Raw genomic sequence first — 24,185 nt, 5'->3', positions numbered from 1 at the left:
ATGCATCACACCGTGGTGGAGCGGGAGCTGGAGTTGAAGCTCGTCCTGTCGCCCGAGCGGAGCGTCCCGGTCCCGGCCCGGCTCGGCTTCCGCTCCGACGACCCCTATGCGATCCACATCACCTTCCACATCAACTCCGAGCACCCCGTCAACTGGACGTTCGCCCGGGAACTCCTGGTGGAGGGGGTGTTCCGGCCGTGCGGGCACGGGGATGTGCGGGTGTGGCCGGCCAAGGTCGACGGACGCAGTGTCGTACTGATGGCGCTGAGTTCACCGGACGGGGACGCCCTGCTGGAGGCTCCGTCCGCCCAGGTGTCCGCCTGGCTGGAGCGGACGCTGCGGGTGGTGCCCCCGGGGAGTGAGGGCGGGCAGCTGGGCATCGACGACGCGCTCGACCAACTGCTCGCCCGGTGAGGGCGGTACGGGAGGGTTCAGAACAGCTTGCCCGGGTTGAGGATGCCCAGCGGGTCGAAGACCTGCTTCACGGCCCGCTGCATCTCCACCCCGACCGGGCCGATCTCCCGCGCCAGCCACTCCTTCTTCAGGACGCCCACCCCGTGTTCGCCGGTGATGGTGCCGCCGAGTTCCAGGCCGAGGGCCATGATCTCGTCGAAGGACTCGCGGGCCCGCCGGGACTCGTCGACGTCCTGGTTGTCGAAGCAGACCGTGGGGTGTGTGTTGCCGTCGCCGGCGTGCGCGCAGACCCCGATGGTGAGTCCGAACTTGGCCGCGATCTGCTCGACGCCCTCGAGCATCGCGCCGAGCTTCGAGCGGGGCACGCACACGTCGTCGATCATCGTCGTGCCCTTGACCGCCTCCAGTGCGGTCAGCGAGAGCCGCCGGGCCTGGAGGAGGAGTTCGGACTCGGCGGCGTCCTCGGCCGGGACGACCTGGGTGGCTCCGGCGGCCTCGCACAGCGCGCCGACGGCCGCGAGGTCGGGGGCCGGGTCCGGGGTGTCGAAGGCGGCCAGCAGCAGCGCCTCGGTGGTCTCCGGGAGACCCATGTGGGCGAGATCGTTGACCGCCTTGACGGTCGTACGGTCCATCAGTTCGAGGAGGGAGGGCACGTGACCGCCCTCCATGATCCGGCAGACCGCGTCGCAGGCGGCGGCCGCGGAGGCGAACTCGGCGGCCAGAACCAGCTGCTGGGGCGGCTTGGGCCGCAGGGCCAGGACCGCGCGGACGACGATGCCGAGCGAGCCCTCCGAGCCGACGAAGAGCCGGGTCAGGTCGTAGCCCGCGACCCCCTTGGCGGTGCGGCGGCCGGTGGACATGAGGCGGCCGTCGGCGAGGACGACCTCCAGGCCGAGGACGTACTCGGCGGTCACGCCGTACTTCACACAGCACAGGCCGCCGGAGGCCGTGCCGATGTTGCCGCCGATGGTGCACATCTCCCAGCTGGAGGGGTCGGGCGGGTAGTACAGGCCGTGTTCCCCGACCGCGCGGGACAGGGCGGCGTTGACGACGCCCGGTTCGACGACGGCGATCCGGTCGACGGGGCTGATCTCCAGGATGCGGTCCATCTTGGTGAGGGACAGCACGATGCAGCCGTCGGTGGCGTTGGCGCCGCCGGACAGGCCGGTGCGGGCGCCCTGCGGGACGACCGGGACACGCAGCTCGGTGGCGGTGCGCATGATGTGCTGGACCTGTTCGACCGTGCGCGGCAGCACGACCACGGCCGGGGCGCCGGCCGGGCAGAAGCTCGCCATGTCGTTGGCGTAGGACGCGGTGACGTCGGGGTCGGTCAGGACGGCCTCGGGCGGCAGGCCGACCAGGAGCCGGTCGGTGAGACTGCTGGTCGCTTCGTCGCGGGGCGCTTCGATACGGCTCATGATCACAGCGTGACACTCGGGGCCATCGGTGTGAACCCCGTCCGTGCCCCCCTTGGGCCACCCGGACGCGCCCGTCGCGCTGTCGCACAGTGAGCGGCATGGAGATCCGACAGTACGGCCGCTCCGTCCCCGCTACGTCCCAGATGGGCGAGCCGCCTCCGCCGCGCAGGCAGCGGCGGTGGCTGCGGCGGCTGCTGGTCACCGCGGTGGCGGGCGGGACCGCGGCGGGCGCGGCGCTGATGCTGCTGCCGTCCGAGCCGCACCGCCGGGCCGCGGCGCCGGCGGCGGGCCCGCAGGCCCAGCCCCGGGCGCAGGCACAGGCCCAGGCGCTGACCGCGGTCACCTCCGGGGTGCCGGCCTCGCTGCCCGGCCTGGCCGCGCTCGTCGGGCAGCAGGAGAGCAGGGTGCGGGCACAGCCGCGGGACGCCCGGGCCTGGGAGGTGCTGGGGACCGCGTACCTGGAGCTGGGGCGGCGCAGTGCCGACGCGGCGAACTACCCGAAGGCCGAGCGGGCGCTGCGGACCTCGCTGGAGGTGCGGGGCACGAAAACCGTGGAGAGCACCAGGAACGCCGAGAACGCGGCGGCGCTGGGCGGGCTGGCCGCGCTGGCGAACGCGCGCCGGGACTTTCCGTCGGCGAAGCGGTACGGCGAGCAGGCGCTGAAGCTGGCGCCCAAGCGGTGGACGGCATATCCGCCGCTGATCGACGCCTACACCGGGCTCGGCGACTACAAGGCGGCCCGGAGCACGCTGGACAAGCTGATGGGGCTGCGCACCGGCGCGGCCGCGCGGCCCGCGGTGATGGCGCGGGCCTCGGCGGTGTACCGGGACCGGGGCTGGCGCGAGGACGCCGTGGCCCAGCTGACGGACGCGGCGGCGGCCGCCCGCACCCCCGCCGAGCAGGCCGCCTATCTGACCGGGGTCGGGCAGCTGGCCTGGGAGCGGGGCGACCGGGAGGACGCGCTGCGGCACTTCGAGGCGGCCGTACGTCTCGATCCCGACCAGCGGACGGCGCTCGCAGGGCGGGGGCGGGCGCTGGCCGCGCTGGGCCGCACCGACGAGGCGATCGCCGCCTACCGGACGGCCCTCGCCGAGCAGCCGGATCCCGAGGTCACGCTGGAGCTGGGCGAGTTGTACGAGTCGCTGGGGCAGTTCCCGTCCGCCCGGGAGCAGTACGGCCTGCTGCGGGAGCGGGTGCAGCAGGCGGCGGCGGGCGGGGTCGACGAGGAACTGCTGATCGGGCGGTTCGAGGCGGACCACGGGGACGCGGAGGACGCGGTGGTGCGGCTGGAGGAGGAGCGGGGGCGCCAGCCCGGGGTCGAGGTGGCCGACGCCCTCGGCTGGGCGCTGCACCGGACCGGCGACGACGAGGGGGCGCTGGAGTACGCCGAGACGGCGACGGACAAGACGAAGGGAGGCGGGGTGCGCAGTGCGCTGTACGTCTTCCACCGGGGCATGATCGAGCGCGAGCTGGGGCTGGACGCGCCGGCCCGGCGGCATCTGGAGGAGGCGCTGCGGATCAACCCGTACTTCTCGCCGCTGGGGGCGCCTGCGGCACGGGAGGCGTTGCAGGGGCTCGGTGACGTACCGGACGAGCCCCTGCCGGCCTCCTAGCGACAGGGTGCCGCGCTACAGGTTGCCGCGCTTGGCCTGCTCGCGTTCGATCGCCTCGAACAGGGCCTTGAAGTTGCCCTTGCCGAAGCCCATCGAACCGTGCCGTTCGATGATCTCGAAGAAGACGGTCGGGCGGTCCTGGACCGGCTTGGTGAAGATCTGCAGGAGGTAGCCGTCCTCGTCGCGGTCGGCGAGGATCTTCAGTTCCCGCAGGGTCTCGACCGGGACGCGGGTGTCCCCGACCCACTCGCCGAGGGTGTCGTAGTACGAGTCCGGGGTGTCGAGGAACTGGACTCCGGCCGCGCGCATGGTGCGGACGGTCTGCACGATGTCGTTGGTGTTGAGCGCGATGTGCTGGACACCCGCGCCGCCGTAGAACTCCAGGTACTCGTCGATCTGGGACTTCTTCTTGGCGATCGCGGGCTCGTTGATCGGGAACTTGACCTTGAGGGTGCCGTCCGCGACGACCTTCGACATCAGCGCGCTGTACTCGGTGGCGATGTCGTCGCCCACGAACTCCTTCATGTTCGTGAAGCCCATGACCTTGTTGTAGAACGCCACCCACTCGTTCATCCGGCCGAGTTCGACGTTGCCGACGCAGTGGTCGATGGCCTGGAAGGTGCGCTGGGCGGGCGGCTCGACCATCGGCGCGGCGGCGACGAAGCCGGGGAGGTACGGGCCGTCGTAGCCCGTCCGCTCGACGAGGGTGTGGCGGGTCTCGCCGTAGGTGGCGATCGCGGCGAGGACGACCGTGCCGTGCTCGTCCTTCAGCTCGTACGGCTCGGAGACGGAGCGGGCACCGTGCTCGACGGCGTAGGCGTGGGCCGCGCGCGCGTCCGGGACCTCGATGGCCAGGTCGATGACGCCGTCGCCGTGCTCGGCGACGTGCTGGGCGAGGAAGCGGCCCCAGTCGGTGCTCGGCTTGATGACCGAGGTGAGGACGAAGCGGGCGGAGCCGTTCTCCAGCACGTAGCTCGCGGTCTCGCGGCTGCCGTTCTCCGGTCCGGAGTAGGCGACCAGCCGCATGCCGAAGGCGGTGGAGTAGAAGTGCGCCGCCTGCTTGGCGTTGCCCACGGCGAAGACGACCGCGTCCATTCCCTTGACCGGGAAGGGGTCGGCCTGCCGGGCGGTGTCGGGAGTGAGGTGTGTGGTCTGCGTCATAGGCGAAGGGTGGCTCGGGTCTGCAAGGTGCGCAATAGTTTCCGTATTCACTGGGCAACCTGCTCGGTGGTATGCGCGTATCGACGGACTTTCTGTACAGGATGACCACCCCGGGAGGGGCTGTGGCGATCGATCATCTGGACGGGCGGATCATCGTGCTGCTGGCTCGGGAGCCGCGCATCGGCGTGCTGGAGATGTCCCGGCGACTGGGGGTCGCCCGGGGGACCGTGCAGGCGCGCCTGGACCGGCTTCAGTCGAATGGAGTGATCCGCGGATTCGGTCCGCAGGTGGACCCGGCGGCCCTCGGCTACCCGGTCACCGCGTTCGCCACGCTGCAGATCCGGCAGGGCCAAGGCCCCGATGTCCGGGCACACTTGGCGACCGTGCCGGAGGTACTGGAGCTGCTGACCACCACCGGCAGCGGGGACATGCTGTGCCGCCTGGTGGCCCGCTCGAACGCCGATCTCCAGAGGGTGATCGACCGGGTCGTCGGTTTTGATGGCATCGTCCGGGCCTCCACGACGATCATCATGGAGAACCCCGTCCCGCTGCGGATCATCCCGCTGGTGGAACAGGCGGCCGAGGACAGCAAGGAAAGGAACCAGCCGACCTGAGGTGAGCGCGCGTGAGCTTCTGGGAGTACCTGAGCAGCCGCCACCAGCAGCTGCTCGCGGATGCCTTCCAGCATGCCGGTGCGGTCTTCCAGTGCATGGTCGTGGCGACCGTCATCGGGGTGCTCATCGGGGTCGCCACCTACCGCACCGAGTGGGCGGGCGACCTGGCCACCCTCACCACCGCCACCATCCTCACCATCCCGTCCCTGGCGCTGATCGGTCTGCTCATCCCGCTCGTATCATCGCGATCCCGCTGGGCATCCTGCTGACCCGGCGGGCGTTCCGGAGGGCCACCCCGGTGGCGATGACGGTCGCCGACGCCGCCACGCACCGCCTCGCCACCGAGGCCAGGTCCCGCGTCGAACTGCGCACCCGCGTCGGCCGGACCCTCGTGGAGGTCGGCCTGCGTCTCGCGGCCGCCCCGAAGCCGGCGGTCGCCTGACAGCCGGTGATCGCCTAGCAGCTCGGGACCGAGCCCTTCCCCTTCTCCAGTGCCACCAGGGAGTCGACCGCACTCTTGAGCGTGGTCACCGGGACCAGCCGCAGCCCCTTGGGCAGCTCGGCCTTCGCGTCACTGCACTCGGCCTTCGGCACCAGGAAGACGGTGGCCCCGTCGCGCTTCGCGGCCTGCGTCTTCAGGGCCACCCCGCCCACCGCGCCGACCTTCCCGGCGGCGTCGATGGTTCCCGTACCGGCGATGTTCCGGCCGCCCGTGAGGTCGCCGCCGCTGCCGTCGCCGTCCAGCTTGTCGATGATCCCGAGGGTGAACAGCAGCCCCGCGCTGGGCCCGCCCACATCGGCGAGCTTCAGGTCGACCTTCACCTTCTCGGGGCTCAGGTCCAGGTACTTCAGCGCCGCCTGGGTCGCCGCGTCCTGGGACTGCTCCATCTCCTCCGTGTTGTGCTTCTCGATCTCCTTGACGTTGTTGCCGCTCGGGTAGACCGAGTCACGGGGCATGACGGCACGGTCCGTGCGGAACCAGTTGCCGAACACGTCCCCGAGGGACACCCGGGTGTCCGGGCCTGTCGCCTCGATGGTCGTCATCCGCAGCTGCCCGCTGGTCGTCCGGGCCGGCGCACCGGAGACGGTGATCACCTGGGTGCCCTGGTTCTCGCCGAGCACGTTCGCCGTCATGCCGGGCTGCGCCACCGAGAACGGCAGCGGCGCGAACGCCGCCGTGGCGAGCAGGGCCACGACGGGCAGGGCGCAGACGGCGACGGCCCGGGGACGCGTGAGACGTGAGAGCACAGGATCAATCTACGGGACGGCCGTCCGCCGCCCCCGCCTCCTATGCGGCGTACAGGTCCCGCCGCTCCCGGGTGAACCGCCGCAGCGCGTCCGGAAGGGGCTCGACGCCGATCCCGGGTGCCGTCGGGACCGGGAGGTGGCCGTCCTCCAGGACGAACGGCTCGGTGATGTCCTCGGCGAAATAGCGGGAGGAGGCCGAGGTGTCGCCCGGCAGGGTGAATCCGGGGAGGGCGGCCAGGGCCAGGTTGGGGGCACGGCCGATACCCGTCTCCAGCATCCCGCCGCACCACACCGGGACCCCGTGCGCGTGGGCCACGTCGTGGACGCGGCGGGCCTCCAGGTAGCCGCCGACCCGGGCGGGCTTGACGTTCACCACCCGGCAGGCGTCCATGGCGATCGCGGCGGCGGTGTCGCGGGCGTGGTGCAGGGACTCGTCCAGGCAGACCGGGGTCGCGAGGCGCTGCTGGAGCTGCGCGTGGGCGTGGAGGTTGTTCTCCTCCAGCGGCTCCTCGATCAGCAGCAGCCCGAACTCGTCCAGCCGCCGCAGGTGCTCGGCGTCCGCGAGGGTGTAGGCGGTGTTGGCGTCGACCTGGAGGGGCAGATCGGCGCCGAAGCGTTCGCGGACGGCCCGGACCGGCTCGACGTCCCAGCCGGGCTCGATCTTCAGCTTGATGCGGACGTACCCCTCGGCGAGGTAGCGCTCGACGTCGTCCAACAGTTCGGGCACGGAGTTCTTGATGCCGACGGAGACCCCGGCGGGCACCCGGTCCCGTACGGCGCCGAGGTAGGTCGCGAGCGGCATGCCGTACGCCCGCAGCTCGGCGTCGAGCAGCGCCGTCTCCAGGGCCGCCTTCGCCAGCTCGTGCCCCTTGATCCCGGCCATCGCGGGGGCCGGCGCGGCCGTCGTGAGGTGCGGGAGGGCGGCCACCCGGGGCAGCAGGAAGTCGCGCAGCACGATCTCCGCGCCGGCCACGAACTCCGAGCAGTACAGGGGCTCGGGGTCGGCGGCGAACTCCGACCATCCCTCGGCCGCGTCCGTGACGACGTGCAGGAGGAAGGTGTCCTTCGTCGTCATCGTGCCGAAGGACGTCCGGAAGGGCGTGACCAGCGGGATGGCCACGTGGACGATCTCGACGCGCTCCAGCTTCATGCGGCCTCCTCCGTCCGGGTGAGCGTGTACCAGCCGTCGCGGGACATGCCCGTCGCCCGGAAGCCCTCGGCGAAGGCCTCCCTGAAGACCTCGCGGACGGCGTAGCGCCAGCGCAGGGCCAGGACGGGGTCGGCGGCACGCAGCGCGACGACGTCGTCGGGGACGCGGCAGAAGACGTGCCGGTCGCCGAGGTCGCGGCGGGCGAGGGTGACGCCGTCCGGGGCGGTGTGGGTGGCGGGCGCCAGATCGCGGTCCCCGGTGTCGTACGAGGTCGCGGGTGCCCAGGTGTCTGCGGTGGCGTACGAGGCCGAGGGCACCGCGAGATTCCAGGTCACCGTCAGCCGGTCGCTCTCGTCACCGTCGTTCACGCCGTCCGTCATGGGGCCGTAGAAGTCGACCAGGTACTCCGTGCCGACGGCCCCCAGCTTGACCAGGTTGAAGCGGGCGTTGCGGCCGACCAGCGGGTCGAAGGTCCAGCGCATGGTGCGGACACCTAGCCCTAGAGCCCAGTCGCGCTGGGCCTGCTTCACGGTGTACCCGAGGCCCCGGTCGGCGGCCGCCACCAGCGAGTACGTGCTGCGGTCCGCTCCGAGCACGGCCACCGCGGCCCCGGCCAGCCGCTGCCCGTCGTACACGGCGTGCACGGCGCCACCGGCGTGCACCAGGCTGTGCAGCACCTCGGCCGGGTAGGGCGGGACGGTCCGGGGGGTGTGCCAGACGTCGCTGAAGTGGTCGGCCACGGCCGCGAGCCCGGCGACGTCGTGGACGGTGCGGATGGTGACCCCTGCGGTCATGACTCCTGCTGTCATGGGACGAGTCTCGGAGGCCACGGAGGCCCGCGTGTTGTGCGAGCGGCCAAGGGATGCGTACGTTCGTTTCACCATCAGCCAAGCCGACCCCGCAAGGACCCCCCATGGACGCGTGCACCCTCGGCGACCTCCTCGACGTCGTCGGCGGCTCCGCCCTGCGCCTGCACACCGCCCCCGCCGGGCAGGACGTGCCGGTCACCGAGGCGGTGCTCTACGACGGCCGGGTGCCGCTCCCGCGGCTGCCGGGCGCGCTGCTGCTGGCGGTCGGGGTGCCGGCCGCGCAGACGGGACCACTGGTGCGGGCGGCCGCGGAGGCCGGGCTGACCGGGGTCGTGGTGCGGGGCCCGGACGGGCCGGCCGACGAGGCGGAGACACACGGTGTGGCGCTGCTGTCGGTCGCCGAGGACGCCGCCTGGCACCAGGTGCACCTGCTGCTCGCCTCGGCCATCGGCGCCCGGCCGGCCGCCGCCACCGACACCGGCCTCGGCGACCTGTTCGCGCTGGCCGACGCCATCGCGGCCGGGGTCTGCGGGGCCGCCGCCATCGAAGACCCCCGGCAGCGGATCCTGGCCTACTCGACCGTCCCCGGGCAGCCGGTGGACGAGGACCGGCGGCAGGGCATCCTCGGCCTCCAGGTGCCGGCCAGCGCGGAGAACACCGAGCAGTACCGGCGGCTGTTCGCGGCCGACCGGCCGGTGCGGCTGCCCGCGCTGACCGGCTCCGGCCTGCCCCGCCTCGCGATGCCGGTGCGGGCCGGCGGCGAGACGCTCGGCTCGGTGTGGGTGATCGACGCCGGCTCGCTCGCCCCCGACGCCGAGGACACCCTCGCCCAGGGCGCCTCCACGGCCGCCCTGCTCCTGCTGCGGGCCCGCGCGGCCCGCGAACTGGCCCGGCACCGGGACAGCGACCTGCTGCGCCGCCTGCTGGACGGCACGGCGGACGCGGCGGCCGCCCAGCGGCTCGGGATCGCGGGCCCGGCCCGGGTGGCCGCCTTCGTGCTGGACTCCGCCACGAGCATCCCGGACGCCGAACGCACCGCGCTGCGCCTGCTGGACGTCGTACGCCTGCAGTGCGAGGCACGCTACGGGCGGCACGCGTGCGTGCTGGCGGACGGGGTGGTGTACGCGGTGCTGCCGAGCCCCGGAGAGCGGCACCGGAAGCTGGCGGAGGACATCGCCGGACGGGCCGGGCAGGCGCTGCGGGTGCCGGTGCGGGCGGCGCTGGGCGAGGTGGTGCCGGACGCGGTCGGCCTCGCGGACTCCCGGGCCGACGCGGACCTGGTGCTGCGCGTGCTGGACGCGGACCTGCCGGTCGCCACGGTGGACGAGGTGCGCCCGCGCGTGACGCTGCTGCGGCTGGCGGAGGTGATGGGCGAGCGGCGGGAGTTGAGCGCGGGCGCCTGGCGGCGGGTGCTGGCGTACGACGCGGACAACGGTACGGAGTACGCCCGCACGCTGGTCTGCTGGTTCGACGCGGGCTGCGACATGGCGGGCGCGGCCAGGCTGCTCGCCGTGCACCCCAACACCTGCCGCTACCGCCTCAAGCAGCTCCAGCAGCACGCCGGGATCGACCTGGACGACCCCGACGAACGGCTCATTCTGTGGCTTCAGTTGCGGACGCTGGCCGGGCTCGGCCCAGCCACCGCCTGAGCCGCTCCTCGCACTGCTCCAGGTGCGCGACGGGCACGTACTCCCCCGCCGTGTGGGCCAACGACGGGTCCCCGGGGCCGTAGTTGAGCGCGGGGATGCCGAGCGCGGCGAACCGGGCCACGTCCGTCCAGCCGAGCTTGGGCCGGGGCTCTGCGCCGAGCGCGGCGACGAGCCCGCCGATCCGGTCCAGACGGGGCGGGGCGCCCGCGACGACCTCGGTGACGCGGACCTCGTACTCCGGGAAGAGCCCGCGCACGTACGCCTCCGCCTCCTCGGCCGAACGGCTGGGTGCGAAGCGGCAGTTTACGGTGACCACACACTCGTCCGGTACGACGTTCCCGGCGACCCCGGCGCGCACCGCGACGGCGTTCAGGCCCTCCCGGTACTCCAGCCCGTCCACGACGACCCGCTCCGGGACGTGCTCGTCCAGCCGCTGGAGCACCCGGGCGGCCCGGTGCGCGGCGTTGACGCCCTGCCAGGCACGGGCGGTGTGGGCACGGGCTCCCTTGACGACGATGTCCGCGCTCAGGATGCCCTGGCAGCCGGCCTCGACACCGGCGTCCGAGGGCTCCATGAGGATCGCCAGACCGGCCTCCTCGAGCAGCCCGGGCCGGGCGGCGGCGATCCGCGCCAGCCCGTTGCGCTCCCCCTCGACCTCCTCGCACTCGTAGAAGACGTAGGTGAGATCGCGGACCGGCGCGGCGACGGTGGCGGCCAGCCGCAGCGCCACCGCGACCCCGCCCTTCATGTCGCAGGCGCCGAGCCCGTGGACACGGCCGTCCGCGAGCCGGGAGGGAAGGTTCCCGGCGGCCGGGACGGTGTCCAGGTGCCCGGCGAGCAGGGCGCGCTCGGGCCGGCCGAGGGCGGTGCGGGCGACGACGGAGTTGCCGACACGGTCCACGCTCAGGTGGGGCAGCCGGCGCAGAGCCCCTTCCACGACATCCGCGATCCTCTTCTCCTCGCCGCTCTCGGAGGGCAGGTCGACCAGGGCGCGGGTGAGGGTGGTGACGTCGGCGGTGAGGTCGAGGGCGGTCACGCGGGCTCCTCCTGCGGTGCGTCGAGCTTGGAGTGCCGGATGCCGTAGAGGCCGTAGATCACGAGCCCGGCCGCCATCCACACCCCGAACGCGATCCAGGTGTCGGTGCCGAGGCTGCCCAGCATGTAGACGCAGAAGCCGACGCCGAGCAGGGGCGTGACGGGCGAGAACGGGACCCGGAAGGAGCGCGGGGTGCCGGGGTTGCGTCGACGCAGGATGACGACGGCCAGGTTGACCAGCATGAACGCGAAGAGGGTGCCGATGCTGGTGGCGTCGGCGAGGCTGCCGAGCGGGACGAGGGCGGCGAGTACGGCGATGAAGGAGGAGACGACGACCGTGTTGGCACGCGGCACCCCGGTGCGGGGATGGACGCGGGCGAACAGCGGCGGTACGAGCCCGTCCCGGGCCATGGCGAACAGGATGCGGATCTGCCCGTACTGCACGGTGAGCACGACGCTCGTGGTGGCGACGACGGCCCCGACGGAGAGCAGGATCGGCCACAGGCTCCCGCCCCCGACGGACCGCACCAGCACCTCGCTCAGGGTCGCCTCGGTCCCCGCGAACTGCTTCCACGGCATCGCGCCGAGCGCGGCGACGGCGACGAGGACGTACAGGGCGGTGACCAGCACGAGGGAGAGGATGATGGCGCGCGGCAGATCCCGTTGCGGATTCCTGGCCTCCTCGCCGGCGGTGGAGGCGGCGTCGAAGCCGATGTAGGAGAAGAAGAGGGAGGCGGCTCCGGCGCTCATGCCGGCGGCGCCGAGCGGGAACAGGGGGTGGAAGTTCCCGGCGCGGAAGGCGGTGAAGGCGACCGCGCAGAAGAGAACGAGGGCGGCGATCTTGACGCCGACCATCAGGGTGTTGGCGACGGCGCTCTCCCTGGCCCCGCGCAACAGGACCACCATCGCGAGGACGACGATGAGAGCGGCCGGGATGTTGAGCGTCCCACCCGCGCCCGGCGGCGCACTGAGCGCATCGGGCAGGGTCACCCCGAACACGAGGTCGAGCAGCTCGTTGACGTATTGCCCCCATCCCACGGCGACGGCGGCCACCGACACCCCGTACTCCAGGATCAGACACCACCCGCAGACCCAGGCGACCACTTCGCCGAGGGTCGCGTAGGCGTAGCTGTACGACGACCCCGAGCCCGGGATCATGCCGGCCAGCTCGGCATAGGAGAGCGCCGAGAACAGGGCGGTGACACCGGCGAGCAGGAAGGACACGACGATCGCGGGCCCGGCCTCCGGGACGGCCTCGCCGAGCACCACGAAGATCCCGGTACCGAGGGTGGCCCCCACACTGAGCAGCGTGAGCTGGGCGACACCCATGGTCCGCTTCAGCGGGCTGGACGCGGCCTCACCGACGAGCGTGCCCACGGCCTGCCGCCGCACGAGCCTGCTCGCGCGTCCCGTCTGTCCTCCGGCCCGTGGCCGGCTGCCGACTCTCTCCACCGTCCGCTCCCTCCGCATGGGGCTTGTCTGGCCCTTGATGATGCGGAGGGGTGGTCAGCAGGGGGTGGGGGGAACGGCCAAAGGCCGGGGGCGATGATTGGCGAGAAGGCCAAAGCGGTGGTCCAACGGTGCCTCGACAGCAGACACCGGGCCCCAAAGGGGCGCGGGGCTGTATCGATATGCGGCTCCGCCGCGTGGGCGTGACCAGCCACAACGCACCCGCAGCCAAAAAGCGCGCCCCCGCGGTCAGCGCAACGCTTCGGCGACTTCCCGGGCCGCATCCATCACCCGCGCCCCCACCCTCTCCGGCACGGAATCCGCGAGCATCACCACCCCCACGCTGCCCTCGACCCCGGTCACCCCGATGAGCGGCGCCGCGGCTCCACTGGCCCCCGCCTCCAGCTCCCCGTGCGTCAGCGTGTACCCGGGATCGGCGGACGGCGACTGGCGCGCGGAGAGGATCGCCTTGCCCGCGGCGCCCCGGTCGAGCGGATGCCGGAAGCCGGCCCGGTAGGCCACGTGATAGTCCGTCCACGTCGGCTCGACCACGACGACGGCGAGCGCCTCCGTCCCGTCGACCAGGGTCAGATGCGCCGTCGCCCCGATGTCCTCGGCGAGCGAGCGCAGGGCGGGCAGCGCGGCTTCCCGTACCAGCGGATGCACCTGCCGGCCGAGGCGCAGCACCCCGAGTCCGACCCTGGCTCGCCCGCCCAGATCACGGCGTACGAGCGCATGCTGCTCCAGCGTGGCGAGCAACCGGTACACCACGGTCCGGTTGACGCCCAGTTTGTTGGACAGCTCGGTGACGGTCAGCCCGTGGTCCGTGTCGGCCAGCAGCTTGAGGACGCGCAGTCCCCGGTCGAGCGTCTGAGAAGTCTCCGCGGTCACGACGCCCACTCCTTTGGTGGTGAGGTCGGCAACCTCTGAGCGGCGCATGCGTCACCGGGTCCCGCCGGAGACGCGCCTCAGAGGCGGCCGATCGGCAGGACGGCCCGTCGGCTCCGGGCGATGTCGCTTCACGGCTGCGCTCCGCGGCGGCGCTGCCACGGGGCGTGTGCGTAGCGGGACAGTAGCGAAGGCGGTTCGCTGAGCGGAAGTCTCCGTCCAGAATCCGGGCAAGGGCTCAGACGGACTGCCTGCATTCGTCCGGATAAGCACACTGAATCCACCGGGGGCCGATCCGGCGGAGCGTCACCGCATCCGCGTGGCCCACTCCTGCACCTTGGCGATCCGCTGCCGCAGCTGCCCCGCCGTGGCCTCGGCACTCGGCGGCCCCCCGCACACCCGCCGCAGCTCGGTGTGGATCACCCCGTGCGGCTTGCCGCTCTGGTGGACGTACGCGCTGACCATCGTGTTGAGCTGCTTGCGCAGCTCCATCATCTCCTTGTGGCTGACCACCGGCCGCCGCTCGGCGGGCAGTTCGAGCAGGTCGGCCTCGGTGTCCGGCTTCTTGCGGCTGTGCGCGATCTGACGGGCCTGCCGCTTCTGCAGCAGCAGCTGCACCTGGTCGGGTTCGAGGAGCCCCGGGATGCCGAGGTAGTCCTGCTCCTCCTCGCTCCCCGGGTGAGCCTGCATGCCGAACTCGGCGCCGTCGTAGAGGACCCGGTCGAAGACGGCGTCGGACTCCAGTGCCTCGAAGGGCAGCATGTCCTGTTCGCCGGTGTCCTCGTCCTGCTCCTTGTTCGCCTCGTCCATCTCCTTCTCGGACTCGGCGTACGGGTCCTCCTCGCCCTCCTTCTTCGGCTTGTCGAGGGCGTGGTCCCGCTCCACCTCCATCTCGTTGGCGAAGGTGAGCAGGTCGGGGATGGTCGGGAGGAACACGGAGGCGGTCTCGCCGCGCCGCCGGGACCGTACGAAACGCCCGACGGCCTGTGCGAAGAAGAGCGGAGTCGAGATGGTGGTGGCGTACACGCCGACGGCGAGTCGCGGCACGTCGACGCCCTCGGACACCATCCGCACGGCGACCATCCAGCGGTCGTTGCCGTCGCTGAACTCGTCGATCCTCTTCGAGGCGCCGGTGTCGTCGGACAGCACCAGAGTCGCCTTGGTGCCGGTGATCTCGCGGATCAGCTTGGCGTAGGCACGGGCGGAGTCCTGGTCGGAGGCGATGACCAGCGCACCCGCATCCGGGATGGCCTTCCTGACCTCGGTCAGCCGCTGGTCGGCGGCGCGCAGCACGCTGGGCATCCAGTCGCCGCGCGGGTCGAGGGCGGTGCGCCAGGCCTGGCTGACGGCGTCCTTGGTCATGGGCTCGCCGAGCCGCGCGGCGATCTCGTCCCCCGCCTTCGTCCGCCACCGCATGTTGCCGCTGTAGGAGAGGAAGATGACGGGCCGGACGACATGGTCGGCCAGCGCGTTGCCGTACCCGTACGTGTAGTCGGCGGCGGACCGCCGGATCCCGTCCGTCCCCTCCTCGTACGTCACGAACGGGATGGGGTTGGTGTCGGACCGGAACGGTGTACCGGTCAGCGCGAGCCGCCGGGTCGCGGGCTCGAACGCCTCCAGGCAGGCCTCACCCCAGGACTTGGAGTCACCGGCGTGGTGGATCTCGTCGAGGATGACCAGCGTCTTGCGCTGCTCCACCCGGTTCCGGTGCAGCATGGGGCGCACGCCGACACCCGCGTACGTGACCGCGACCCCGTCGTACTCCCTGCTGAGCGGACCGGCGCTGTACTCGGGATCGAGCTTGATCCCTATTCTCGCCGCGGCCTCCGCCCACTGCTTCTTCAGGTGCTCGGTCGGCGCGACCACGGTGACCTGCTGCACGACGTGGTGGTGCAGCAGCCAGGAGGCGAGGGTCAGCGCGAAGGTCGTCTTGCCGGCGCCGGGCGTGGCGACGGCGAGGAAGTCACGCGGCTGCTCCTGGACATACCTCTCCATCGCCCCCTGCTGCCAGGCACGCAGCTTGCTGGCGGTACCCCAGGGCGCACGGCCGGGAAACGCCGGCGAAAGGTGGTGGGAGTGGGTGGAGGAAGCGGCGGTGGTAGTCACGGTCTCCGTTTGTATGGGGCTCGAATCCAAGGGGCCGCGTGAAGCACGTCGGTCAGGGCGACCGTGGGTGACGGGCGGGCGGCTCGGCTACGTATGACAACCGGGCCACCCTACCGGCGCCCTGCCCCCGTCAACGCCCGGACGAGGCCGGGTCCCCCATGGGTGGGACCCACGTCACAACCGCCGCAGCCGCCCCGCGACCACACCGACCTCCCGCACCCTCCCGGAGGCCACGTCGATGACCAGGCGGTATGTCGTGTCCGGCGTCATGGCGCCGGGTCACCGCTCCCGCACGCGCCTGGTCACCCACGCCCCGAGCAGGGCCACCGCCGCCGTCGGCAGGAACACGGCGGCGAAGGCCGCGGGGTGGGTGCCGTCGGCCGTGGCGGCCGTGGCGGCCGCCGTGCTGCCGCCGCCCAGGGCGGCGAAGGCGGCACCGGTCGCGGCGAGCAGGACCACGTTGGAGAGCGCGTCGGAGATCTGCAGTGCGGCGGAGTTGGTGCCCGCCTCCTCCGGGGCGGACAGCTGGAGCAGGAGCACGCTGGTGGAGGAGATCACCAGCCCCATGCCGAAGCAGCCGAAGCCCCAGGCGACGGCGACGATCCAGACGGGCACGGCCTGCACGAGCACACTGGGCGCGGTGGCGATGGCAGCGGCCACCAGCACCATCCCCACGGTCATCAGCCGCTCCCGGTACGGCTCCACGCGCGGCCGGGACTGCACCCACGACCCCAGCGCCCAGGTTCCCCCGCCCGCGGCGAGCGAGAACCCGGCCAGCGTCGGCGACAGCCCCCGCTGGGTGACCAGCATCAGCGGGACGAAGGACTCGGCGGCGATGAAGGACCCAGCGGACACCCCGCGCAGCAGCACGACGGAGGGCAGACCGCGGGCGGCACGGTAGGTGCCGCGCGGCAGCAGCCCGAGGACGGCGGGCACGAGCAGGGCGGCACCGGCGAGACCGGGGAGCAGCGAGAGCCACCGCAGGTCCTGGGCGGCGTACTGGAGGAGTCCCGCGCCGAGCGAGATGGCGAGGGCGAGCCGGATGCGGCGCCGGTCGAAGGAGGCACAGGCCTCGGCACCTGCCACGGGCCCCGCCGTTCGGCGCCGTATCTGCGGCAGCGCGAGTGCGAGCGGGAAGACCACCAGGACGGGGATGCCGAGGAAGACCCACCGCCAACCGAGGTGCTCCGTCACGGCGCCCGCGGCGAGGGGGCCGACGACGGACGGTACGACCCACCCGGCGGCGAAGGCCGCCAGGATCGCGGGCCGCAGCCGCTCCGGGTAGGCGCGTCCGACGACGACGTACAGCGCGACGATGACCAGCCCGCCGCCGAACCCCTGCACCGCCCGCCCCAGGATGAACACCCACATCACCTGAGCGGTCCCGGCGACGACGAGCCCCGCGGCGAACGCGGCGATCCCTGTGCCGAGCGCCCCGAGCGGCCCCCGCCGGTCGGACCACTGCCCGGCGAGCACCATCCCGAACAGGCTGGTCGTGAAGTACCCGGAGAAGGCGAACGCGTACAGCGCCACCCCGTCCAGCTCCCGCGCCGCGACGGGCATCGCCGTCCCGACGGCGGTCGCCTCGAAGGCGATGAGCAGCACGACGGACACGATCCCGACGCTGAGCGCCCGGTACGACCTGCTCAGCACGCCGCTCTCTCTGCCGGCGGCATCATCCACAACAGCGGCGTCAGGGGATTCGAGGGCGGTCATGCTCGCCAGCGTAAGGCCCACAACCGGGTTTGACCCCTGTCGATGGTCCCGCCCGCCCTGCGACCTTGGTCGTACACCCCCGCTTCATGAACGCGGTGTGGCAGTCCCGTTGCAGCACCCGGGTTCCCCTTGAACCGGTTCTCCCCCGCCACCTAACGTCATTCCCACGAACACGGCCGTGTGCCCGAGTGGTTCAGGGGCTCGCCTGCGCTGCATTCATCAGCGAGCTCCGCTCGCGGCGAGTCACGTGGGTTCGATTCCCACCACGGCTGTGGAGAGGAAGTTCGATCACGGCCGTGTGCCCGAGTGGTTTAGGGGCTCGCCTGCAAAGCGAGTTACGTGGGTTCGAATCCCGCCACGGCCTCCAGCGCCTGACCAGGCGAAACGACAGGGCGGCACCCGGACGGGATGCCGCCTGTTCCATCTGTACGTCTTACCGGCCGGGGTGCTTCAGAGCACCCCGCCCGCCTCGTCCTGGAACTGCTCCGTCCAGTAGTGCCAGGGGGTGTCCGGGGACTGGGCCGTGGGGTCTATCGAGGTCAGGGTCCGGATCATCGCTGCGGCGAGTTGGTCGTAGGCGTCCGTCGTCAGTTCGTGGCCCAGGTGTTCGTCGATGGTGCGCTCGTGATGCAGGAGCCAGAGGGTGAAGGCCAGGGTGGAGACGTCGGTGTTCAGGGGGTACAGCGTCGCCTCGGGCTCGCTGAACGTGAGGATCGCGCCCGTCCTGCCGTCGATCACCAGGCTGTTGTCCTCGACCAGGTAACCGAGGCGGATCAGGTGGTCGGAGTGGGCAGGGAGGTCGTCCAGCGGATAGTCGTCGGCGCGCTCTCCGGTGAAGTACTCGGTGAGGGTGGGCAGCGGGACGTCGGTGTCGGCGTGGAAGAGGACCGCTTCCTCCGGCAGGCCTGTCTCGCGCAGGAAGCGGCGGGTCGGCTCGTGGGTGAGCGTGGCGGGGAAGTCGACCTCCTCGAAGCGGGCCACCCGGGCGGTGCCGAACTCCTGGTCCAGCACGCGGGCGGGGACGTCCAGGGTGAGGCCGGACGCCGTGCCGGGGCCGGCGATGAGGGCGAGCGGGCGGATCAGTGCCGCCGCCTTCCAGTAGGCCGGGACCTCACCGTCCGCGCCCTCCTCGAAGAGGGTGAGGAGGCGGCGGGAGGCCTCGGTCACCGTCTTGGGGCCGTGCTGGCCCGACAGGGAGGAGAAACGGCCTCGCAGGCCCGCGAGTTCCTCCGTGACCGCGGCGAAGCGCAGGAGAGTGTCCAGGGAGGGGGCGAAGGGGCGCGGGTCGGAGGGGTCGAAGAGGTAGGCCGTCGTGATCTCGCCCGTGTCGCCGTCGAGCAGGATCGACTCGCGCTCCATGCCGGCGGGGTTGAGGAGTTCGCCTATCACCAGGCGGTTGCGCAGCTCCTCCGCCAGGCGGAAGGGGCCGTCCGTGGCGTCACCGAGGGTGCGCAGGCCGTACGTGCGCAGGGGGGAGAACGTCAACAGGTCGGTGTCCGCGGGCAGTCCGGAGCCGGCGAGCAGGCCACGCGTCGGCGCGTGCGTGACGTACCGCTCCAGCTCCGCCTCGCTCAGCGTGATGGCCGGCACCCCGGCATCGGTCGTGCTCATCGCTCCCCCGCGATCTTCCTCGGTGCGTCGGTCCCTGGGCAGGGCAGGCCCGACCGTGTCCGGGCTCCCGTCGGAAGCGGCCGTCCCCCACTGCCCAGAACACTACGCCGCACCACTGACAACGCCCGTGGAAGAGGACGCCTGCCGGGCCACACCCGTTCCGTGCGGGCGCAGTTCCTCAGGTGAGGAAGATGCCGCCCAGGACAACGGCCAGGGCCGCCACGGCGAACAGGAGGATCCACAGGAACAACTTGCCCACGCTGGGCGGGGGCTCGTAGCGCGGCTCCTCGGGCGGCGTGGTCACTGGGGTGTCACCACTGCGGCCTGCGGGCGGATCGGGAGGCGGTTGACCGGGCGGCCCGTCGCCGCGCGGACCGCCGAGGCGATCGCAGCCGGGGACGTCACCACCGGGACCGCGCTGACCGACTTGGCGCCGAAGGGCGCGACCACGTCCCGCTCCTCGACCAGCTTCACGATCCGGATGTCCGGCACGTCCAGCGCGGTCGGCAGGGCGTATCCGGTCAGGTCGGGGTGGCGGATCAGGCCGCGGGGCGTGCGCAGGTTCTCGGTGAGCGCGATGCCCACGCCCTGGGTGAGGCCCGCCTCGATGCGCGAGACCAGTTGCGCGGGGTTCAGCACCCGGCCCACGTCCTGGGCGACCGCCAGCTCCACCACCCGGACCGAGCCGAGTTCGATGTCCACGTCCACCACCGCGCGGATCGCGCAGAAGGCGAGGCCGACGAAGGCGTCACCCTGGCCCTCGGCGTTCAGGGGCTCGGTGGGGTGCGGGCGGCACTGGGCCGTGGCCCACAGTTCCTTGCCGTCCATCGCCTCGGTGACGGTCGTCGACAGCACGCCGTCGTACGAGGTGATCTTGCCGTCGGTGATCTGGAGCAGCTCCGTCGACATGCCGAACTTGTGGGCCAGGGGCTGCAGCAGTTGCGTGCGGACCATCTTCGCCGCACGTTCCACCGCGCCGCCCGACACCCAGGTGTGGCGACCGCGGCAGCCCCCGCCGGCCGGGGGCTGGTCGGTGTCGACGGGTGCCACATGCACCTCGTCGATGCCGAGAGTCTCCTGGACGATCTGGCGGGCGAGGGTGGTGAAGCCCTGCCCCGTCTCCACGGCCGCGCACAGCACGGTGGCGACCCCGTCGTGGACCTTCACGGTCGCCGTGGAGACCTCGTCGGTGCCCTCCGCGCCGAGCATGTGCACCATGCCCAGGCCGTAGCCGACGCCCCGGCGCACCGCACCCGGTTCGCCCGCGCCCTCGGGGCCGCCGGGCAGCAGCCACTCGTCCTCGGGGGTGTCCTTGGGGAGGGCCGGGAGGGGGAAGTCGCGGACCGCCTGGAGGAGCTCGGCCACCGGTGCCGGACAGGTGACCGTCTGGCCGATCGGGAGGACGTCGCCGGTGGCGAGCGCGTTGCGCAGGCGCAGCTCGGCCGGGTCCACGCCGAGTTTCTTCGCGAGCTTGTCCATCTGCGCCTCGTAGGCGGCGCACACCTGCATGGCGCCCTCGCCGCGCACATGGCCGGAGGGCGGGTTGTTGGTGCGTACGGCCCAGCCCTCGATGAAGGCGTTCGGGACGACGTAGGGGCCGCACGCGAAGGAGACGGCGGCGGCGAGCGCCTCGGCGGAGGTGTCGGCGTAGGCGCCCGCGTCGAGGAGGATCTGTGCCTCGACCTTCACCAGCTTGCCCTCGGCGTCGGCGTGGTGGCGGTAACGCAGCAGGGTCGGGTGGCGGTGCACGTGGCCGAGGAAGGACTCCTCGCGGGTGACCGTGAGCTTCACCGGGCAGCCGGTCCTGAGCGCGAGCAGGCCGAGCGGGAGCTGGAAGCCCTGGTCCTCGCGGTCGGCGGTGGCGCCGGGCACCCCGGTGACGACGATCTTCACCTGATCGGGGGACAGGCCGTAACAGGCCGCTGCCGTGTTCCGGTCGGTGTGCGGGTCGGTGGAGGCCAGGTACAGCTCCACGCCGCCGTCGGGGCGCGGCACGGCGAGACCGGCCTCGGCGCCGATGGGGGCCGGGTCCTGGCGGCCGATGCGGTACAGGCCCTCGACGACGACCTCGCCGGCCGCGTCCGGGTCGCCGTGGCGCAGCGGAATGTGCCGGATCAGGTTGCCGTCGGGGTGCAGGGGCTCGGCCTCGAAGGCCTGCTCCGGGTCGATGACCGGGTCGAGTACTTCGTACTCGACGATGACGGCGGCGGCGGCCATCCGCGCGGTGTCGGGGTGGTCGGCGGCGACCGCGGCGATGGGCTCGCCGTGGTGGCGCACCACCTCGGAGGCGAACACCGGGCGGTCGGGCGTGCCCCGGCCGTGGCGGGGGGTGCCGGGCACGTCCTCGTGGGTGACGACGGCCCGTACGCCGGGCATCTCGCGCGCGTGGGTGGTGTCGATGGACACGATGCGCGCGTGCGCGTGCGGGGAGCGCAGTACGGCCGCCCACAGCAGGCCCTCGGCCCACAGGTCGGCCGCGTACGGGAAGGTGCCCTCGGTCTTGGCACGCGCGTCGACGTGCGGCAGGGAGGCGCCGAGGCCGCGCGGCAACGGCTCGGCGCCGGGGTCCGCTTCCGCCGCGGTGGTCGCGGTGGCGGCTTCGTTGCTCACGCCTGGCCTCCGTCCTGGCCGTACTGCTGGTCGTGCTGTCCCGGTGTACCGAAGGTGCCGGGGCTGTCGAAGACACCGTGCCCCTCGAACGCCGACGGGTTGACGCCGCCGGAGCCCGGGCCCGCCTGGTGCGGAATACGTGCCTCGTCCCCGTCCGTCTCAGCGCCGGCGGTGTACGCCTCGCGTTCGGCGACGACCTCCTTGACGGCCTCCAGGACACCCCGGTAGCCGGAGCAGCGGCACAGGTTGCCGCACAGGGCCTGCCGGGTCTCCAGCTCGGTCGGCGCGGGGTTGCCCTCCAGCAGGTCGTGCACGGTCATCGCCATGCCCGGCACGCAGAAGCCGCACTGCACGGCACCGCACCGGGCGAGCGCCCGCTGCACGTCGGAGGGCTGTCCGTCGGCGGCCAGGCCCTCGACCGTACGGACCTCGCTGCCGGCCGCGGTGACCGCCGGGACCAGGCAGGAGGCCACCAGGCGCCCGTCGACCTGGACGTTGCAGGCACCGCACTCGCCCTGCGAGCAGCCGTCCTTGGCCCCGGCGAGGCCGAGCCGCTCCCGCAGGACGTACAGCAGGGACTCGCCGATCCAGGCGTCGGTGACGGGCCGGTCGGCGCCGTTGACGCGCAGGACGTAGGAGGCGAGGGGGTGGTCGTCGTGCGGCGGCACGGCCTCGGCGGGGTCCTCGGGGGCGTCCTGCTCCGGGGCCGCCGGGTCCTCGGGGGCACGTGCCGGTGCCGCGGGCCCGGTCTCCTCCGGCGTGCCGGCCGAGTCCGCTTCGGCAGCGTCCGGCAGGGAGTCCGGCGCTACGGCGGTGTCGGGTGCGTCGGCCGGGAGCGCGGGTTCCGCAGGGGCCGTGGGTGCGGCCGCGTCCGGCGTTTCCACGGCCTCCTGTGCGGCCGGAGGGGCTGCGGGGCGGCCGTGCTCTGCCGGGCCGCCAGCGGAGCCCTCAGGGGCCTGTGCGGGCGCGTCGGGGGCGTACGGCGCCGCGGGTGCGTACCCCGGTGCCGGGGCCGTGTCGGCCGCGTGGGGGCCGGCGTCGTGCTCCGGCTGTCCCCACGGCCGGCCCGCGGGCTCGGTCGCCCAGGGTGCGGGCGCTCCGCCGGGGAGGGTGGCCGGCGGGGTGCCGCCCCACTGCTCGACCAACGAGGACGTGGTGAATTCGCCCGATTCGTCCGGGAGATCGCCGCCGGCGACCGGGATGGACCACTGGCCGGTGACGTCGTGCCCGGGTGCGGGCGGGGCCGCGGGTTCCTCGAAGGTCCACTGCTGCGTGGCGGCGGGGTGGTACGTGAACCGGTCGTCCGCCGCCTGCTCCTGGGGCACGGCGTTCGGGTCGGGCCACTGGTGACCGTCGGCGGGCATCGTCCAGGTGCCGGTGGCGCCCGGGTCGCTCACCCCCGGGGTGACCGCTATCCGCGGCGGCACGTAGCCGTGGCCGGGCGCGGCCAGGGGACTGTCACCGGACAGCAGGGCGTCGATGCCGCCCTCGGGGAGCTTGACGAAGGCGGTGGCGCCGTCGTCGTAGTCACCCTGGGGCAGCGGGTCCCAGCGGCCGCCACCCTGGGGCGGCGTGCCCTCTCCGTGCTGGTCGTCGGTCACGACAGTGCCCTCCCCAGTGCTCGTCGGGCCAGCGCGGCAACGGAGCGCCGCAGGTGCAGTACCGCGGGCGGAAGCGGGGCCACGGAACCGTCCGGCTCCGGGGCCGGGTCGGGGATGCAGGCCGCGGCGACGTACTCCCCGAAGGCGTTCAGGGCCTCCGGGACGAGCGCGCGGTCGTTGTCCCAGTCGATGAGCCCGGCGACCCACTGCTCGGCCTCCAGGGGCCTGAGCGGCATCGGCGCTATGGCGCCGACCGCACACCGCACCCCGCGCCGGGCCGGGTCGAGCACCAGGGCCACGGAGGCCACCGCGCGGCCCGGGCCGGTGCGTCCGGTCGCCTTCAGGAAGACCTGCGGGGCGTGCAGCAGCGGCACGCGCACGTACCCGATGAGTTCGCCGGCCCGCAGCATCTCCACACCGGCCAGCAGGTGCGACACCGGGATCTCCCGGCGGGCTCCGCCCGGGCCCGCGATGATCAGCGTCGCCTCCAGGGCGGCCAGCACCGGCAGCGCGTCCCCGGTGGGGGAGGCCGAGGCGATGTTGCCGCCGAGGGTGCCCGCGTTGCGGATGTGCGGCGGGCCCGCGGCGCGCGCGGCGGCGGCGAGCGCCGGGATCAGGGCCGCGAAGTCGGGGCGGCCCATGCGTGCGTGCGTGAGGCCCGCGCCGAGCAGCGCGTGGCCGTCCTGGTACTGCCAGCCGCGGATCTCGCTGATCCGCCCGAGGCCCACCAGGGCGGCGGGCCTGAGCTGGCCGGAGTTGACGGCGGCCATCAGGTCGGTGCCGCCCGCCACGGGTACGGCCGTGGGCGTGGCGGCGAGGGCCGCCACGGCCTCGTCCAGTGTCGTGGGCAGCGTGACGGCCTGCGCCGCCTGCGGTGCGTGCGTGGTCAAACCGGCTGCCCCTTCCCGCTGCCCCACCTGGTCCCACCTGTGTGGCCGTACGGTACGTGGTCACAGGGCGGACGTGGCAACTCTGGCACATCTTCGCAAGGCTCGAACGCGGGGGTCCGCTAGGAGGCATTCGCCCACCTCATCGGGGAGATGGACCGGTTTCGCACGGCATCACCGGTGCGAGCGAATTGCTACTCTTCGGT

General features: G+C 72.8%; 20 protein-coding genes, 2 tRNA genes and 1 pseudogene. 8 read left to right on the top strand and 15 right to left on the bottom strand.

Features of this window, described 5'->3' with window-relative positions:
* On the top strand, positions 1-414 hold the full coding sequence (locus tag ABZ471_RS19420; RefSeq protein WP_359067989.1) for an SsgA family sporulation/cell division regulator: 414 nt from the start codon (positions 1-3) through the stop codon (positions 412-414).
* 17 nt (positions 415-431) lie between these two features.
* Here the strand turns inward: ABZ471_RS19420 and ABZ471_RS19415 are convergent, their stop codons facing one another.
* Positions 432-1,838, bottom strand: coding sequence for an FAD-linked oxidase C-terminal domain-containing protein (locus ABZ471_RS19415; protein ID WP_359067988.1), 1,407 nt, complete (start codon positions 1,836-1,838; stop codon positions 432-434).
* Positions 1,839-1,930: 92 nt separating this feature from the next.
* Between ABZ471_RS19415 and ABZ471_RS19410 the strand changes: the two genes are divergently transcribed.
* Positions 1,931-3,445 (top strand): tetratricopeptide repeat protein, encoded by a 1,515-nt coding sequence (locus tag ABZ471_RS19410; protein WP_359067987.1) that lies wholly within the window; start codon positions 1,931-1,933, stop codon positions 3,443-3,445.
* Between the two features lie 15 nt (positions 3,446-3,460).
* Here ABZ471_RS19410 and hppD read toward each other — a convergent pair whose 3' ends face one another.
* A complete protein-coding gene (hppD, locus tag ABZ471_RS19405) occupies positions 3,461-4,606 on the bottom strand; it encodes a 4-hydroxyphenylpyruvate dioxygenase (protein ID WP_359067986.1) in 1,146 nt (381 codons plus the stop codon).
* A 122-nt stretch (positions 4,607-4,728) separates the two neighbouring features.
* On the opposite strand from hppD, the gene ABZ471_RS19400 reads away from it, so the two are divergent.
* The 3 genes and pseudogenes from ABZ471_RS19400 to ABZ471_RS19390 all read left to right on the top strand — a co-directional run bounded on the left by ABZ471_RS19400 (position 4,729) and on the right by ABZ471_RS19390 (position 5,662).
* The gene (locus tag ABZ471_RS19400; protein WP_359067985.1) at positions 4,729-5,220 is read left to right on the top strand and encodes an Lrp/AsnC family transcriptional regulator; all 492 of its coding nucleotides are present in this window, start codon (positions 4,729-4,731) and stop codon (positions 5,218-5,220) included.
* A gap of 11 nt (positions 5,221-5,231) precedes the next feature.
* A pseudogene (locus ABZ471_RS19395) lies at positions 5,232-5,485 on the top strand (ABC transporter permease); the annotation flags it as partial.
* Between the two features lie 39 nt (positions 5,486-5,524).
* Positions 5,525-5,662 (top strand): hypothetical protein, encoded by a 138-nt coding sequence (locus ABZ471_RS19390; protein ID WP_359068048.1) that lies wholly within the window; start codon positions 5,525-5,527, stop codon positions 5,660-5,662.
* 14 nt (positions 5,663-5,676) lie between these two features.
* Here the strand turns inward: ABZ471_RS19390 and ABZ471_RS19385 are convergent, their stop codons facing one another.
* Genes ABZ471_RS19385 through ABZ471_RS19375 form a run of 3 tightly spaced genes read right to left on the bottom strand, consistent with a single transcriptional unit; the run spans position 5,677 to position 8,427 of the window.
* Positions 5,677-6,468: a S16 family serine protease gene (locus tag ABZ471_RS19385; protein WP_359067984.1), complete on the bottom strand. Its 792-nt coding sequence runs from the start codon at positions 6,466-6,468 to the stop codon at positions 5,677-5,679.
* A 40-nt stretch (positions 6,469-6,508) separates the two neighbouring features.
* On the bottom strand, positions 6,509-7,618 hold the full coding sequence (gene menC / locus ABZ471_RS19380; RefSeq protein WP_359067983.1) for an o-succinylbenzoate synthase: 1,110 nt from the start codon (positions 7,616-7,618) through the stop codon (positions 6,509-6,511).
* Complete coding sequence (locus tag ABZ471_RS19375) at positions 7,615-8,427, bottom strand: chorismate synthase (protein ID WP_359067982.1); 813 nt, start codon at positions 8,425-8,427, stop codon at positions 7,615-7,617. The genes menC and ABZ471_RS19375 overlap by 4 nt, the downstream gene beginning before the upstream one ends.
* Positions 8,428-8,531: 104 nt before the next feature.
* Between ABZ471_RS19375 and ABZ471_RS19370 the strand changes: the two genes are divergently transcribed.
* On the top strand, positions 8,532-10,076 hold the full coding sequence (locus ABZ471_RS19370; RefSeq protein WP_359067981.1) for a helix-turn-helix domain-containing protein: 1,545 nt from the start codon (positions 8,532-8,534) through the stop codon (positions 10,074-10,076).
* Here ABZ471_RS19370 and dapE read toward each other — a convergent pair.
* The 5 genes from dapE to ABZ471_RS19345 all read right to left on the bottom strand — a co-directional run bounded on the left by dapE (position 10,021) and on the right by ABZ471_RS19345 (position 17,270).
* On the bottom strand, positions 10,021-11,112 hold the full coding sequence (gene dapE, locus ABZ471_RS19365; RefSeq protein ID WP_359067980.1) for a succinyl-diaminopimelate desuccinylase: 1,092 nt from the start codon (positions 11,110-11,112) through the stop codon (positions 10,021-10,023). The genes ABZ471_RS19370 and dapE overlap by 56 nt on opposite strands.
* Positions 11,109-12,563 (bottom strand): amino acid permease, encoded by a 1,455-nt coding sequence (locus ABZ471_RS19360; protein WP_359067979.1) that lies wholly within the window; start codon positions 12,561-12,563, stop codon positions 11,109-11,111. Before ABZ471_RS19360 ends, dapE begins: the two co-directional genes overlap by 4 nt.
* 246 nt (positions 12,564-12,809) lie before the next feature.
* Positions 12,810-13,451, bottom strand: coding sequence for a helix-turn-helix domain-containing protein (locus ABZ471_RS19355; protein WP_359067978.1), 642 nt, complete (start codon positions 13,449-13,451; stop codon positions 12,810-12,812).
* Positions 13,452-13,754: 303 nt separating this feature from the next.
* Positions 13,755-15,554 carry a DEAD/DEAH box helicase gene (locus ABZ471_RS19350; protein WP_359067977.1) on the bottom strand — a complete coding sequence of 600 codons (1,800 nt, stop codon included), beginning with the start codon at positions 15,552-15,554 and terminating at the stop codon, positions 13,755-13,757.
* 279 nt (positions 15,555-15,833) lie between these two features.
* The gene (locus tag ABZ471_RS19345) at positions 15,834-17,270 is read right to left on the bottom strand and encodes an MFS transporter (protein ID WP_359067976.1); all 1,437 of its coding nucleotides are present in this window, start codon (positions 17,268-17,270) and stop codon (positions 15,834-15,836) included.
* 174 nt (positions 17,271-17,444) lie between these two features.
* Here ABZ471_RS19345 and ABZ471_RS19340 point away from each other — a divergent pair.
* Together ABZ471_RS19340 and ABZ471_RS19335 are read left to right on the top strand one after the other, a co-directional pair.
* Positions 17,445-17,542, top strand: a tRNA-OTHER gene (locus ABZ471_RS19340).
* Between the two features lie 20 nt (positions 17,543-17,562).
* A tRNA-Cys gene (locus ABZ471_RS19335) sits at positions 17,563-17,637 on the top strand.
* Between the two features lie 83 nt (positions 17,638-17,720).
* Here the strand turns inward: ABZ471_RS19335 and ABZ471_RS19330 are convergent.
* The 5 genes from ABZ471_RS19330 to ABZ471_RS19310 all read right to left on the bottom strand — a co-directional run bounded on the left by ABZ471_RS19330 (position 17,721) and on the right by ABZ471_RS19310 (position 23,982).
* Positions 17,721-18,881 carry an SUKH-4 family immunity protein gene (locus ABZ471_RS19330; RefSeq protein ID WP_359067975.1) on the bottom strand — a complete coding sequence of 387 codons (1,161 nt, stop codon included), beginning with the start codon at positions 18,879-18,881 and terminating at the stop codon, positions 17,721-17,723.
* 178 nt (positions 18,882-19,059) lie between these two features.
* Positions 19,060-19,185, bottom strand: coding sequence for a hypothetical protein (locus tag ABZ471_RS19325; protein ID WP_359067974.1), 126 nt, complete (start codon positions 19,183-19,185; stop codon positions 19,060-19,062).
* A complete protein-coding gene (locus ABZ471_RS19320; RefSeq protein ID WP_359067973.1) occupies positions 19,182-21,491 on the bottom strand; it encodes a molybdopterin cofactor-binding domain-containing protein in 2,310 nt (769 codons plus the stop codon). Before ABZ471_RS19320 ends, ABZ471_RS19325 begins: the two co-directional genes overlap by 4 nt.
* The gene (locus ABZ471_RS19315) at positions 21,488-23,092 is read right to left on the bottom strand and encodes a 2Fe-2S iron-sulfur cluster-binding protein (protein ID WP_359067972.1); all 1,605 of its coding nucleotides are present in this window, start codon (positions 23,090-23,092) and stop codon (positions 21,488-21,490) included. Before ABZ471_RS19315 ends, ABZ471_RS19320 begins: the two co-directional genes overlap by 4 nt.
* The gene (locus ABZ471_RS19310; protein WP_359067971.1) at positions 23,089-23,982 is read right to left on the bottom strand and encodes an FAD binding domain-containing protein; all 894 of its coding nucleotides are present in this window, start codon (positions 23,980-23,982) and stop codon (positions 23,089-23,091) included. Before ABZ471_RS19310 ends, ABZ471_RS19315 begins: the two co-directional genes overlap by 4 nt.
* Positions 23,983-24,185: the final 203 nt, after the last annotated feature.

Origin of the sequence: Streptomyces sp. NPDC005728, assembly GCF_040630895.1 — a bacterium.
Taxonomy (GTDB): domain Bacteria; phylum Actinomycetota; class Actinomycetes; order Streptomycetales; family Streptomycetaceae; genus Streptomyces.
Note: the sequence above shows the minus strand (reverse complement) of the source record. Positions and strands in the feature narration are given on the sequence as shown.

Coding starts and splice junctions, on each gene's coding strand:
- hppD (WP_359067986.1), bottom strand. CDS start 4,606: ATGACGCAGACCACACACCTCACTCCCGACACCGCCCGGCAGGCCGAC.
- ABZ471_RS19330 (WP_359067975.1), bottom strand. CDS start 18,881: ATGAGCACGACCGATGCCGGGGTGCCGGCCATCACGCTGAGCGAGGCG.
- ABZ471_RS19390 (WP_359068048.1), top strand. CDS start 5,525: ATGACGGTCGCCGACGCCGCCACGCACCGCCTCGCCACCGAGGCCAGG.
- ABZ471_RS19345 (WP_359067976.1), bottom strand. CDS start 17,270: ATGACCGCCCTCGAATCCCCTGACGCCGCTGTTGTGGATGATGCCGCC.
- ABZ471_RS19375 (WP_359067982.1), bottom strand. CDS start 8,427: ATGACAGCAGGAGTCATGACCGCAGGGGTCACCATCCGCACCGTCCAC.
- ABZ471_RS19370 (WP_359067981.1), top strand. CDS start 8,532: ATGGACGCGTGCACCCTCGGCGACCTCCTCGACGTCGTCGGCGGCTCC.
- ABZ471_RS19420 (WP_359067989.1), top strand. CDS start 1: ATGCATCACACCGTGGTGGAGCGGGAGCTGGAGTTGAAGCTCGTCCTG.
- ABZ471_RS19410 (WP_359067987.1), top strand. CDS start 1,931: ATGGAGATCCGACAGTACGGCCGCTCCGTCCCCGCTACGTCCCAGATG.
- menC (WP_359067983.1), bottom strand. CDS start 7,618: ATGAAGCTGGAGCGCGTCGAGATCGTCCACGTGGCCATCCCGCTGGTC.